Origin of the sequence: Microvirga pudoricolor (genome assembly GCF_016892705.1) — a bacterium.
In the GTDB taxonomy this organism is placed as follows: domain Bacteria; phylum Pseudomonadota; class Alphaproteobacteria; order Rhizobiales; family Beijerinckiaceae; genus Microvirga; species Microvirga pudoricolor.
Map to the genome: position 1 here is coordinate 53,547 of NZ_JAFEMB010000002.1, position 13,468 is coordinate 67,014.

The following is a 13,468-nucleotide window of genomic DNA, read 5'->3' on the forward strand; positions in this document are numbered from 1 at the left end:
CCTAGCGCAGCAGCGACACCGCGTTGCCGCCGTGGCGCTCCAGGCGTCCAGCGATCTCGAGTTCGAGCAGCGACGTCTGCACGGCGCGGATCGACAGGCCGGACTGACGGACGAGGTCGTCGACGGAGACCGGCGAGGGTCCGAGCAGGTCGAGAAGGCTCTGCCCTTGCTCCTCCAACGCGACCGCCGTTTCGGTCTCGCCTTCGAAAGCTTCGACCATGCGCGAAGGCGCCGGCTCGATTCCCGGCAGGTCGAGTTCGTCCCACAGGGATTCCGCCCAGGACGAGCCCGGCTCCTCAGCCGTCCGGTCCGAGCGCGGTCCCGCGGCGATCAGGGGTTCGAGAGCGCTCGTCACGTGGGACACGTCGGCGCAGAGCGTGGCGCCGTCTCGGATGAGATCGTTGGTGCCCTCGGCGCGGGGATCCAGGGGCGAACCCGGAACCGCAAAGACCTCGCGCCCCTGCTCCAGCGCGAAGCGGGCCGTGATCAGGGATCCCGAGCGCCGGGCGGCCTCGACCACCACGACACCGTAGGAGAGGCCGGACACGATCCGGTTTCTCCTCGGAAAATCGCGTCCCCTTGGCTCCCAGCCCATCGGCATCTCGGACACGACCGCGCCGCCGTTCTCGACGATCGCGTTCAAGAGCGGCTCGTTCTCGGACGGATAGATGCGCTCATGCCCGCCCGCCAGGACGGCGACGGTGCCGGTCGCGAGGGTTGCCCGGTGGGCCCGGGTGTCGACGCCCCGGGCGAGGCCCGAGACGACCACATAGCCCGCTTCGCCCAAGGCCCTGGACAACCGTTCGGTGAAAGTCAGGCCCACGGCGGATGCATTGCGGGAGCCCACGACGGCCACCGAGGGCCTTGACAGGATTTCCACGGAACCGCGCACGGCGATCAGCGGCGGGGCGGTGTCGATCGCCTGCAGCGCCTTCGGATAATCCGGCTCGCCCATGGCCACGAAGCGTGCGCCGAGCCGCGCCGCCTGGGCCATCTCCTTTTCGGCCTCCGCCCGGGTCGCGACCTTCAGGAGCAGACGGCCGCTCTTGCGGGCGATCTCCGGCAAGGCCTCCAGGGCAGGGCCCGCGCCGCCATGCTGGTTGACGAGCGCCCGAAACGTGCGCGGGCCGATCCTCTCGGATCGGATCAGGCGGAGCCAGTCGACGCGCTGCTCCTCGGTCAGTCGCACGCCCGTCATCCCTTCTGCCCGATCTTGCCCTCGGTCCCGGCGAGAAGCCGTTCGATGTTCTCCCGGTGCTTCCACCAGAGCAAGGCCGTGAGGATGATGGAAACGCCCGCCATGCGCGGCTCATCCAGAAACCAAAGGACCACAGGCGTGACGGCGCTGGCGATGAGAGCGGAGAGCGAGGAATAACGGCTGAGGAAGGCGACCGAGAGCCAGATCGCCGCGAAGGCGAGGGCCGCCACGAATTTTAGCCCGATCAGCACACCGATGAAGGTCGCGACCCCCTTGCCGCCCTTGAAGCCGAGCCAGACTGGGAAGAGATGGCCGAGGAACGCGCCCATGGCCGCAATAGAGGCGCCCTCGACGCCCCAGCGCCAGGCGATCAGGACTGGAACCGTGCCCTTCAGGGCATCGCCCACGAGGGTCGCCGCTGCGAGGCCCTTGCGGCCCGTGCGCAGAACGTTCGTGGCGCCGATATTGCCGGACCCGACCTTGCGAATGTCGCCGACGCCCGCCAGCCGGGTGATGATCACGCCGAATGGGATGGAGCCGAACAGGTACCCCAGGAGCAGGGCGCCGAAGATGTAAGGCCAGTTCTCGGAATCAGCCATCGTGTTCCCTTCAAGGCGTGGTGCGGTCGAAAACGATCCTGCCCGCAACGATGGTCCGCGTCACCTGCCCTTCCAGACGGGCCTCGTCGAAAGGCGTGTTCTTGGAGACGGAGCGAAGGTCCCGACGGTCGAGCACGTAAGGGCTGTCGGGATCGAACACGATGAGGTCGGCCGGCGCGCCGCGCTCCAGGCGACCGCCAGGCAGACCAAGGATTTCCGCGGGCCGCGTCGACATCGCGCGCAGCACCTGGGGCAGGGTGATGTCGCCCGCGTTCACGAGACGGATCGCCGCCGAGAGCAGGGTTTCCAATCCAACGGCCCCGTGGGCGGCCTCGGCGAAGGGCAGGCGCTTGGTCTCTACATCCTGTGGATTATGGTCCGACACGATGACGTCGATCACGCCCTCGGCAAGCGCCGCGATCACGGCCTGCCGGTCGTCCTCGTGGCGAAGCGGCGGGGAAAGTTTCAGGAAGGTGCGGTAATCGCCGATGTCGTTCTCGTTGAGGGCGAGGTTGTTGATCGAAACCCCGCAGGTGACGGGAAGCCCCCTCGCCTTCGCTGCCTTCACGATCTCCACCGAATCGGCACAGGAAATCATGGCGGCGTGGTAGCGCCCGCCTGTGAGCCGGACCAGGCGCATGTCGCGCTCCAGCATCACGGTCTCGGCCTCGCGGGGGATTCCCGGCAGGCCGAGCCGTGCCGCGAACTCGCCCTCGTTCATGACCCCCTGCCCCACCAGGTCTGGGTCTTCCACGTGGTGCAGAATGAGGGCATCGAAATCGCGGGCATAGGTGAGCGCCCGGCGCATGACCTGGGCGTTGGTCACCGAACGACCCGCATCCGTGAAGGCGACGGCGCCCGCGTCCTTCAGAAGCCCGATCTCGGACATCTCATGGCCTTCGAGGCCTTTGGTCAGGGCAGCGGCCGGGATCACGTTCACGATGGCGGTATCTCGGGCGCGGCGCATCACGTAGTCGATGAAGGCGGGATCGTCGAGGACCGGGTTGGTATCCGGCATCGCCACGATGGTGGTGACCCCACCCGCCGCTGCCGCTTCGCTGGCCGTCTTGAGCGTTTCGCGATGGGCCGCGCCGGGCTCGCCCGTGAAGGCCTGCATGTCGATGAGGCCGGGTGCGAGGACTTGACCCTCGCAATCGATGGCTGTGGCATCCGTAACGTAACCGATCCGTGGGCCGAGATCGGCGATGAGACCGTCGCGGACGAGCAGGCCACCATGGGACTCGCGACCATTAGTAGGGTCGATCAGGCGAGCATTGGTCAGAAGGAGGGGGCGTTCGGAAATCATGCAGTACCTTCTTCCCCTCTCCCCTCCGCGGGAGAGGGTGGCCTGCGAAGCAGGTCGGGAGAGGGGCCGAGCTCGGCTTCAATCGCCTGACGGACGGAGTCAAGAACGACGTTGCCGTTGCCGAGCATGAGATCGTTGGAGAACCGCAGAACCCGGAAGCCCTGGGCCCGCAAGAAGGCGTCGCGCCTCATTTCATGAGCCTGCTGCTCTGGCCGCTCATGAGGCACTCCGTCGAACTCGACGATCAGGCGCGCAGCGGCGCAGAGAAAATCCGCAATGTAGGGCGTGATCGGCACCTGCCGCTTGAATTTATAACCATGGAACCGCCCTGCCCGCACCTGCTGCCAGAACAGGTCTTCGGCGCGTGTGGGGATGGAGCGCTGCTCATTGGCGAACGAGCGCAGGCTCGGGGTGACGTTGTTTTTCTTGATGACCACGGCCCCTCTCCCGGCTCACTTCGTTCGCCACCCTCTCCCGCATAGGGGAGAGGGGGTTTCTCAGCGGTTCAGCCTCACCCGTTCGCCATATTCGCAGCGAGCGCTTCCAGCACCGCCATGCGCACCGCAACGCCCATCTCGACCTGCTCGCGGATCAGCGATTGCGCGCCGTCGGCGACCTCGGAAGCGATCTCGACGCCCCGGTTCATGGGGCCGGGATGCATCACGAGGGCATCCGGCTTGGCAAAGCTCAATTTTTCCTGGTCCAGGCCATAATAGCGGAAATATTCCTTCACTGAGGGCACGAAGGAACCGTTCATGCGCTCGCGCTGGAGACGCAGCATCATGACGATGTCGGCGTCCTTGAGGCCCTTGCGCATGTCCGTGAACATCTCGAAGCCCAGCCGCTCGATGCCCGGCGGGAACAGGGTCGTGGGGCCGACGAGGCGCACCTGGGCACCCATGGCGGCGAGCAGGATCATGTTCGAGCGCGCCACGCGGGAATGAAGGATGTCGCCGCAGATGGCCACGACCAGGCCCTCGATGCGGCCCTTGTTGCGGCGGATGGTCAGGGCGTCGAGGAGCGCCTGGGTCGGATGCTCGTGGGCGCCGTCGCCCGCATTCACCACGGAGCAGTCCACCTTCTGGGCCAGCAGATGCACCGCGCCCGCCGCGTGATGGCGCACGATGATGAGATCCGGCCGCATGGCGTTCAGCGTCGCGGCGGTGTCGATGAGGGTCTCGCCCTTCTTCACCGAGGACGACGCCACCGACATGTTCATCACGTCCGCGCCAAGCCGCTTTCCGGCAAGCTCGAAGGAGGATTGGGTGCGGGTCGAGGGCTCGAAGAACAGGTTGATCTGCGTGCGCCCGCGCAGGGTCGTCTTCTTCTTCTCGACCTGACGGCTGACCTCGACCTCCTGGTCGGCGAGATCGAGCAGAGCCTGAATGTCGAGGGCCGATAGCCCTTCGATCCCGAGCAGGTGGCGGTGGGGAAAAATGGGGGGCTGAAGAGCGCTCATCTTAAGGCACCGGCTATACGGGGAGATCGCCGGAGCGGCAAGCGCGCAATCCTCGAGGGGCAGGGTTTTCCAGGGCGTTTGCGGGGGAGCCCTACCTTCCCCTCGAGGGGGAAGGTCGCCGCGAAGCGGCGGGATGGGGTGGGAAGCGCGGCATTGATTAGCGTTGTGATTCCACCCCACCTCGGCCATTGGCCGATCCTCCCCCTCAAGGGGAGGATAGAGGCGCCCCCCGCTTGACTCGAACAATATCCATTCGACACTTCGGAGCCGACTTCCAGAGGAGTGCCGGCATGGCGCCGCCCAAGACGAAAGCACCTTCCAAGGCCAAGGCGAAAGCCGAGACGGAGTCCGAGGAGCGCCTGGACGCGGAGGTCGAGGCCAGGGTCGAGGCCAAGAGCGAAGCCAAAACCGCTCCCGCCCCCAGGGCCGAGAAGCGGCTCAAGGTCATCGACAACCCCACCATCACCGAGCAATTCGCCAATCAGGTGCTCGACGTGCTCCTCGTGAACGGCAGCACCGTGTCGATCACCATGGGGGCCAAGCGCAACATCCGCGACGCGATCTTCGGGGAACGCGAGACCGTGGTGGCGGTCAACACGCGTCTCACCGTGGACGTCCAGACCGCGGAGGCCCTGCGCAACGCCCTCAACCGGGTGCTGCTCATGGCCAAGCAGGGGCCGGGCACCATCAACTGATCCTTGATTGCCCCGGGACGGCCCGATGAGCGAAAATGCGACGGCAGGACGCGTTCGGAGGCTGCATTGAACCATTCCTTGGAGTTCATCGAGACCCACGAGGCCTTCAATCAGCCGCCGCCGCTCCGGGACGTCAACCTCGTGGCGTCGAACCGGCCCCTGATCGATTGCCTGGAGGCGAACGGCCTCGCCTACGGGGCATCCGGTCTCACAGAGTTCGGCGCCCGCTGGGGCTCCTTCGACCGGCTCGAACTCGGGCGACTGGCCAACGAGAACCCTCCCCGCCTCCGGACGCACGACCCGCGCGGCGTGCGGATCGACCGTGTGGAATTCCATCCGGCCTATCACGGCCTCATGCGCGCGAGCACCGCCGACGGCCTCCACGCCTCGTCCTGGGACCAGGCCGATCCGGCCCAGCCGTCGGGACACGGCCATCTCCTGCGGGCGGCACGGCTCTACACGGTCGCGGGGGTCGAGAGCGGCCATGTCTGCCCCATGACCATGACCCACGCGTCCGTGGCGGCGCTGGCCTCAGCGCCGGAGCATCTGCGCACATGGCTGCCCAAGATCACGTCGCGGGACTATGACGAGAGCTTCGTGCCCTTCTGGGAAAAGAAGAGCGTCACCCTCGGCATGGGCATGACCGAGAGGCAGGGCGGAACCGATGTTCGGGCCAACACCACCCGCGCCGAGCCCGTCCGGGACGACGAATACCGCCTGACGGGCCATAAGTGGTTTCTGTCCGCCCCCATGTCCGACGCCTTCCTGATCCTGGCCCAGACCGGTGAAGGTCCGACCTGCTTCCTCGTGCCCCGCTTCCGGCCGGAGGGCAGCCTCAACGGGCTTCACTTCCAACGTCTGAAGGACAAGCTCGGGAACCGCTCGAACGCGTCGTCCGAGGTCGAGCTGGCGGGGGCGTTCGGCTGGCGCGTCGGGGAGGAAGGGCGTGGGGTGCGCACCATCATAAACATGGTTCAGCTCACCCGTCTCGACTGCGCGGTAGCCTCGGCGGGCCTCGTGCGCATGGGCCTGGCGCTGGCGGTGCACCACGCCCGGCACAGGAGCGTCTTCGGGCGCCGGCTGGTGGACCAGCCCGCCATGCAGGCCGTGCTGGCGGATCTGGCCCTGGATGCGGAGGCCATGACCGCCCTCGCTCTTCGGGTCGCCCATAGCTTCGACCATACGGGCCGGGAGGCGGAGGCCGCCTATGCCCGTCTCGTGACGCCCGTGGCCAAGTTCGGCATCTGCAAGGCGGCCCCGCGCCTCACTTTCGAGGCCATGGAGTGTCTCGGCGGCAACGGATACGTGGAGGAGAGCCCCCTGCCCCGCCTCTACCGGGAGGCCCCGGTCAACGCTATCTGGGAAGGGTCGGGCAACGTCATCGCCCTGGACGTGCTGCGGGCGGTGGGCCGGGACGAGGACGCAGCCTTCGCGCTCCTGCACGACCTCCTGGAGCAAAACCGCGACCTCCCGGGCGGCCCGGAGGCCGTGCTGTCGCTTCAGAGCGCCCTGCTGGCTGGAGACCTCGAGGCGAAGGCCCGGGCGGTCACGGACAAGCTCTACCATCTCACCGCAACGGCCGCGCTCGCCCGGTCGGCTCCGCCCGAGATCGCGCAGGCCTATGCCCAGACCCGATTGGCGCAGCCTGCCCGGATGGTTGGGGCCAACGATCTCGGACATGCCCTCAAACCCTTGCTGGACCGCGCTTTTGTCACCATATAAAGGAGCGTCGGCGAGAGGTGGTCTCACGAGTCGATTTGACTTGTCGGCCGTCATAAATCACTTATCCGCTCCCCACGGTGGTCAGGGCTGACTGCCGATTTCGTCAGGACGGGCGCCGTTCCGTCCGGGCTACCGTAGGAATCCGTTCATGAAAGTCCTTGTCGTCGAGTCGCCTGCCAAGGCCAAGACGATCAACAAATATCTGGGCAGGGATTACGAGGTGCTGGCCTCCTTCGGCCATATCCGCGACCTGCCCGCCAAGGACGGCTCGGTGGACCCCGAGGCCGATTTCCGCATGGTCTGGACCCTGGAGGACCGGGGTTCCAAGCGCGTGGCCGAGATCGCCAAAGCCATCAAGGGAGCCGAGAAGCTCATCCTGGCCACCGATCCGGACCGCGAGGGCGAGGCCATCTCCTGGCACGTGCTCGAAGCGCTGCGGGAGAAGCGCGTGCTCAAGGACCTGCCGGTCGAGCGCGTGACCTTCAACGCCATCACCAAGGATGCCGTCCAAACGGCTCTGCGCCAGCCGCGCCAGATCGACCAGGCCCTGGTGGACGCCTATCTGGCGCGCCGGGCGCTGGATTATCTCGTGGGCTTCACGCTGTCGCCGGTGCTGTGGCGCAAGCTCCCGGGCGCCCGCTCGGCGGGGCGCGTCCAATCCGTGGCCCTGCGCCTCGTCTGCGACCGCGAACTCGAGATCGAGACCTTCAAGAGCCAGGAATATTGGTCCCTGATCGCTACCCTCGCGACCCGGGAGGGTGCGGTCTTCGACGCCCGGCTCGTGGGCGCGGACGGCAAGAAGATCACCCGCCTCGACATCGGCAAGGGCGAGGAGGCCGAGGCCTTCAAACGGGACCTGGAGCTCGCGACCTTCACGGTGACGAGCGTCGAGGCCAAGCCCGCCAAGCGGCATCCCGCCCCGCCCTTCACGACCTCGACGCTCCAGCAGGAGGCCTCGCGCAAGTTGGGTCTGGCGCCGGCCCAGACCATGCGGGTCGCCCAGCGGCTCTACGAGGGCGTGGACATTGGTGGCGAGACGGTGGGTCTCATCACCTACATGCGAACGGACGGTGTCGACATGGCTCCGGAGGCCATCCAGGCCGCCCGCCGGGTCATCGGCAAGGAATACGGCGACCGCTACGTGCCGGGCGCGCCCCGCAAGTACACCGCCAAGGCCAAGAACGCCCAGGAGGCGCACGAGGCCGTGCGGCCGACCGATATGAGCCGCCTGCCCAAGCAGGTCGCGAAATATCTGGAGCCGGAGCAGGCCCGCCTCTACGAGCTGATCTGGATCCGCACCATTGCCAGCCAGATGGAATCCGCGGAGCTGGAGCGCACCGCGGTGGACATCGCCGCCATGGTGGGCCCCCGCAAGCTCGACCTGCGCGCCACCGGCCAGGTGGTGAAGTTCGACGGGTTCCTGACGCTCTATCAGGAGAGCAAGGACGACGAAGGTGGAGAGGACGAAGGTCGCTTGCCGCCCATGAAGGCGAACGATCCGCTGGAACGCCGCCGCATCACGGCCAACCAGCACTTCACGGAGCCGCCCCCGCGCTATTCCGAGGCCAGCCTCGTCAAGCGCATGGAGGAGCTCGGCATCGGACGCCCGTCCACCTACGCGGCGGTGCTGCAGGTCCTGCAGGACCGGGAATATGTGCGCATCGACAAGAAGCGCCTCGTTCCCGAGGACAAGGGCCGTATCGTGATCGCCTTCCTGGAGAGCTTCTTCAGCCGCTATGTGGAATACGACTTCACGGCGGATCTCGAAGAGCAGCTCGACCGGATCTCCAACCATGAGATCGACTGGAAGCAGGTCCTGCGCGACTTCTGGCGCGATTTCTCGGCCGCCATCGGCGAGACCAAGGAGCTTCGCACCACCGAGGTGCTGGACGCCCTGAACGAGCTGCTCGGTCCCCACATCTTCCCGGACAAGGGCGACGGCTCGAACCCGCGCACCTGCCCGACCTGCGGCACCGGCCAGCTTTCGCTCAAGCTCGGCAAGTTCGGGGCCTTTATCGGCTGTTCGAACTATCCGGAGTGCAAGTTCACCCGCCAGCTCGCCACCAACGGCGCGAACGGCGACGGCGACGCGACGTCCGAGAATGGCGGCCAGCCCGGCACCAGGGTTCTCGGCGACGACCCGGAGACCGGCCTGCAGGTGACCCTGCGGGACGGCCGATTCGGTCCCTTCGTCCAACTCGGCGAGGGAGAGAAGCCCAAGCGCTCCTCCCTGCCGCGTGGCCTGTCACCGGCCCAGGTGGACCTGGAAAAGGCCCTCAAACTCCTGTCCCTGCCGCGCCAGGTGGCGGTTCATCCTGAAACGGGCGAGCCGATCCTGGCCAGCATCGGCCGTTATGGCCCTTACGTTCAGCATGGCAAGACCTATGCGAATCTCGGCAAGGACGACGATGTCCTGGAGATCGGCGGCAACCGGGCGATCGACCTGATCGTCGCCAAGGAGAGCGGTGCGGGCGGCTTCCGGCGGGGCGCGGCCGATCCGGGCCGGGCGCTGGGTGAGGACCCGTCGAACGGCAAGGCCGTGGTGGTGAAGGCCGGACGGTTCGGGCCCTACGTGACCGACGGCGAGACCAACGCCACGATCCCGAAGGCCATGTCGGCGGACGCGATCACCCTCGACGAGGCTGTCGGGCTGATCCGGGCCCGAGAGGCCATGGGGCCGAGCAAAAAGCCCGCGCGTGGCAGGAAGGCCGCCTCGAAGAAGGCCGCGACCGCCAAGACGGCGACCAAGACCACCGCGAAGAAGGCACCAGCCAAAAAGGCTGCGGCTAAGACCAGTGCCACGAAGAAGGCCCCAGCCAAGAAGCCGGCGGCGAAGAAAGCGGCAGGCAAGTCGAAGTCGGCTTGAAGCGCGGCTTCAAAAACAAAAGCGCCGCCGCTCAAACGAGCGGGCGGCGCCTCAACGATGGGGTTGGACGCTTAGAGGAAGGCCACGATCGTCAGGGCGACGACCACGCCGACCGCGACGGTTAAGAGGCTCAGGCCGAGGGATCGTTTCTCGGGGGCAGCGTCCGGTTCGTTGAAGGCGAACGCCTCTCCGGCCACGCGCGCCGCGCGGGTCAGATGCAGGTTTCTCGCCGAACCGAAAGAAGTCTGGGCTGCCACGGTGTCCTCCTCGCATTACCGAAAGCTTAACCAATCAACGTGAACCTGTTTTAAACGGTTCCTGTGACGATGCCGTGAACGGACATTTTCCCGGCGCCGGTCTGGAATACGCCCTCGAGGCCATGATAGGAGGCACCGTCGTCAACGCAAAAGCGGCTTTAGTCTTAGGGGCTAGGCAGCTGAGTCTTTTTAGGCGAGAAGTTGTAACTGGGTCACAGCTTGTGACCCAACGACGCTCTTCCTGTTTACGGTTTGTTCACGTATGTAATGGGGGATGAGACACCATGCAAAAACACGCGAATCATCTCGGACCAAGGTTCGAATGACTGACAACGATGATCTCTTCAATGGCGGCAGCGCCTCCGCGAAACGTGCCGCAACGGCAGCCGCCAGGAACGCCGCCGTGAAGGTCTCGCGTGCGCCGCAGGGCGGCACCCTGGACGAGGTCGGCTACGACGCCTCCGCCATCGAGGTTCTCGAAGGCCTGGAGCCCGTGCGCCGCCGTCCGGGCATGTATATCGGCGGCACGGACGAGAAGGCCCTGCACCACCTCTTCGCCGAGGTGATCGATAACGCCATGGATGAGGCCGTGGCCGGGCACGCCACCTTCATCGAGGTGGAGCTGGAAGAGGACAACTGGCTGTCCGTGACCGACAACGGACGCGGCATCCCGGTGGACCCGCACCCGAAATTCCCCAAGAAATCCGCCCTCGAAGTGATCATGACGACCCTGCATGCGGGCGGCAAGTTCGACTCGAAGGCCTATGAGACCTCCGGTGGCCTCCACGGCGTCGGCGTGTCCGTGGTGAACGCGCTCTCCGAGACCCTGGACGTCGAGGTCGCGCGCGGGCAGACCCTCTATCGCCAGATCTTTTCGCGGGGCATCCCCAAGGGCAAGCTGGAAACCGTCGGACGGGTCCTCAACCGGCGCGGCACCAAGGTGCGCTTCAAGCCGGATCATCAGATCTTCGGCGAGGACGCCCATTTTCAGCCTCGCCGCCTCTTCAAGATGGCGCGCTCGAAGGCCTATCTGTTCGGCGGCGTCGAGATCCGCTGGAAATGCGCGCCCTCCCTCATCGAGGGCGAGGCGAATGTCCCGGCCGAGGCCGTGTTCCGCTTTCCCAACGGCCTGAAGGACTACCTGGCCCGGGATATCGAGGGCAAGGAACTCGTCACGGATCAGGTCTTCTCCGGCAAGATCACCAAGCAGGGCGGCCACGGGTCCCTTGAATGGGCCGTCGCCTGGATGGCGAACGAGGACGGGTTCTCGTCCTCCTATTGCAACACGATCCCGACGCCGGAAGGCGGCACCCACGAGAACGGGTTGCGCATCGCCCTCCTCCGGGGCCTGCGCGAGCACGCGGAACGCGTCGGCCAGCAGAAGCGCATGGCGGCCGTCACCACCGACGACGTGATGGCCACCTGCGCGTCCATGCTGTCGGTCTTCATCCGCGAGCCGGAATTCCAGGGCCAGACCAAGGACAAGCTCGCCACCGTGGAGGCGGGCCGCATCGTCGAGAACGCGGTGCGGGACTCCTTCGACCACTGGCTCGCCGCCTCGCCCCAGCAGGCCAACAAGGTGCTGGACTGGGTCATCGACCGGGCGGAAGAGCGCCTGCGCCGCCGCCAGGAGAAGGAGGTCGCCCGCAAGACCGCCACCCGCAAGCTGCGCCTGCCCGGCAAGCTGGCGGATTGCTCGAACGCGGGCGCGGCGGGCTCCGAACTGTTCATCGTCGAGGGCGATTCGGCGGGCGGCTCCGCCAAGCAGGCCCGCGACCGCGCCACCCAGGCGATCCTGCCGCTGCGGGGCAAGATTCTCAACGTGGCCTCTGCCGGCAAGGACAAGCTGCACCAGAACCAGCAGCTCTCGGACCTGGTCCAGGCGCTCGGCTGCGGCACGGGCTCAGGTTATCGCGACGGGGACCTGCGCTACGAGCGCGTGATCATCATGACGGACGCGGACGTGGACGGAGCACATATCGCATCGCTCCTCATCACGTTCTTCTACCGCCAGATGCCCCGCCTCATCGATGCGGGCCATCTCTACCTCGCGGTCCCGCCCCTCTACCGCATGAGCCAGGGCACGAAGACGATTTATGCCCGCACGGACGCCGACCGGGAGAAGCTCCTGAAGACGGCTTTCAAGGGCAACGGCAAGATCGAGATCGGGCGCTTCAAGGGTCTCGGCGAGATGCTGCCGGGCCAGCTCAAGGAAACGACCATGGACCCGAAGAAGCGCACGCTTCTGAAAGTGGTGATCGCGGCCGAGGAGCGCCCCGAGACCGGAGACGCGATCGAGCGCCTGATGGGAAACAAACCCGAAGCGCGCTTCGCCTTCATCCAGGAACGCGCCGCGTTCGCGGACGAGGCGGATCTGGACATCTGATCATTGGGCTGACCGGGGCCGATCCTCCGTCAGTCTGAAGCTGCCTCCCGCTGGAGCCAGGCGCAAAACTGTGCCGCTCCCGCGCCGCGCCGCTTTCGATAAAGGGCAAAGTAGCGCTTCCCGCTGGTCAGGAAGCCGAAGGGAGCCACCAGCCGGTTATCGGCGATATCCCTCGCCACGAGATGCCGAGGGGTCAGGCAGATGCCGAGGCCGGCGCTGGCGGCCTCCAGCGAGAAATAATAGTGCTCGAACTCGGGCCCCTCGGGTATGGGCGGCTTCAAGCCGTGCCGGGTAGCCCAAACCTCCCAGGCATCCGGCCGGGTCTTGGTTCGCAGCAGCATCGCTGCCGGAAGTGTCGCAGGCGACTCCAACGCCAGCATTGCCGCTAGGCCCGGGGCGAGAACCGGCCCCAGTTCCTCCGGAAAGAGGTCGACGTGGACGGCGTCGGCAAGATCCTGCAGCCTCGGATCGGTTCCGTCTCCCACGGAGATCACCACGTCCAGCGAGCCCCGTTCCATGTCCAGATGCCTGTCGGTGCCGCTGAGGCGCACGTTCAGGCCGGGATGCTGCGCCTTGAACCGATACAGGCGCGGGATCAGCCATCGCATCATGAAACTGCTCAGGCATGACACGTCGATGGTCCCGTAGTCCGGGCGCCTGACGTCTCTGACGACAGCCTCGATCTGGTCGAACGCCACCGTGAGGCGCGGCAGCAAGGCGGCGCCTTCCTGGGTCAGAACGGGACTTTTGCGGGGACCGTCAAAAAGCTTCAGCCCAAGATATTCCTCAAGCCGGCTGATCTGGTAGCTGACCGCCCCGTGGGTCACGGAAAGCTCGTCCGCAGCCGCGTTCATGCGTCCGAGCCGGCCAGCGGCCTCGAAGGCCCGCAGGGCGTTCAGGGAAGGCAAACGTCGCTTCATAAGACGAGTTTAACTCACATTATAACAGTGTAAATCTCGTTTTTGACGGGTCGATTGCTG

Annotated in this window: 11 protein-coding genes; 4 read left to right on the plus strand and 7 right to left on the minus strand. The window is 66.3% G+C overall.

Features of this window, described 5'->3' with window-relative positions:
- Position 1: 1 nt before the first annotated feature.
- The 5 genes from dprA to ILT42_RS09255 all read right to left on the minus strand — a co-directional run bounded on the left by dprA (position 2) and on the right by ILT42_RS09255 (position 4,562).
- Positions 2-1,189, minus strand: coding sequence for a DNA-processing protein DprA (gene dprA, locus ILT42_RS09235; protein WP_204215227.1), 1,188 nt, complete (start codon positions 1,187-1,189; stop codon positions 2-4).
- A 5-nt stretch (positions 1,190-1,194) separates the two neighbouring features.
- Positions 1,195-1,797 (minus strand): glycerol-3-phosphate 1-O-acyltransferase PlsY, encoded by a 603-nt coding sequence (gene plsY / locus ILT42_RS09240; protein ID WP_204215228.1) that lies wholly within the window; start codon positions 1,795-1,797, stop codon positions 1,195-1,197.
- Between the two features lie 10 nt (positions 1,798-1,807).
- Positions 1,808-3,103, minus strand: coding sequence for a dihydroorotase (locus tag ILT42_RS09245; protein ID WP_204215230.1), 1,296 nt, complete (start codon positions 3,101-3,103; stop codon positions 1,808-1,810).
- Positions 3,100-3,540 carry an endonuclease domain-containing protein gene (locus ILT42_RS09250; RefSeq protein ID WP_204215232.1) on the minus strand — a complete coding sequence of 147 codons (441 nt, stop codon included), beginning with the start codon at positions 3,538-3,540 and terminating at the stop codon, positions 3,100-3,102. The genes ILT42_RS09245 and ILT42_RS09250 overlap by 4 nt, the downstream gene beginning before the upstream one ends.
- Before the next feature lie 74 nt (positions 3,541-3,614).
- Entirely contained in the window at positions 3,615-4,562 is a 948-nt protein-coding gene (locus ILT42_RS09255) for an aspartate carbamoyltransferase catalytic subunit (protein ID WP_204215234.1), read from the minus strand.
- Positions 4,563-4,852: 290 nt separating this feature from the next.
- On the opposite strand from ILT42_RS09255, the gene ILT42_RS09260 reads away from it, so the two are divergent.
- The 3 genes from ILT42_RS09260 (at position 4,853) to topA (ending at position 9,845) form a co-directional block, all read left to right on the plus strand.
- Entirely contained in the window at positions 4,853-5,257 is a 405-nt protein-coding gene (locus ILT42_RS09260) for a hypothetical protein (RefSeq protein ID WP_204215236.1), read from the plus strand.
- A gap of 66 nt (positions 5,258-5,323) precedes the next feature.
- Positions 5,324-6,979 carry an acyl-CoA dehydrogenase family protein gene (locus ILT42_RS09265; protein WP_204215240.1) on the plus strand — a complete coding sequence of 552 codons (1,656 nt, stop codon included), beginning with the start codon at positions 5,324-5,326 and terminating at the stop codon, positions 6,977-6,979.
- Positions 6,980-7,127: 148 nt separating this feature from the next.
- Positions 7,128-9,845 carry a type I DNA topoisomerase gene (topA, locus tag ILT42_RS09270; RefSeq protein WP_204215243.1) on the plus strand — a complete coding sequence of 906 codons (2,718 nt, stop codon included), beginning with the start codon at positions 7,128-7,130 and terminating at the stop codon, positions 9,843-9,845.
- Positions 9,846-9,916: 71 nt separating this feature from the next.
- On the opposite strand, the gene ILT42_RS09275 is transcribed toward topA, so the two are convergent.
- A complete protein-coding gene (locus ILT42_RS09275) occupies positions 9,917-10,102 on the minus strand; it encodes a hypothetical protein (RefSeq protein WP_204215246.1) in 186 nt (61 codons plus the stop codon).
- Between the two features lie 322 nt (positions 10,103-10,424).
- On the opposite strand from ILT42_RS09275, the gene parE reads away from it, so the two are divergent.
- A complete protein-coding gene (gene parE, locus ILT42_RS09280) occupies positions 10,425-12,488 on the plus strand; it encodes a DNA topoisomerase IV subunit B (protein ID WP_204215248.1) in 2,064 nt (687 codons plus the stop codon).
- 29 nt (positions 12,489-12,517) lie between these two features.
- Here parE and ILT42_RS09285 read toward each other — a convergent pair whose 3' ends face one another.
- Positions 12,518-13,396 (minus strand): LysR substrate-binding domain-containing protein, encoded by an 879-nt coding sequence (locus ILT42_RS09285; protein WP_204215250.1) that lies wholly within the window; start codon positions 13,394-13,396, stop codon positions 12,518-12,520.
- Positions 13,397-13,468 lie beyond the last annotated feature (72 nt).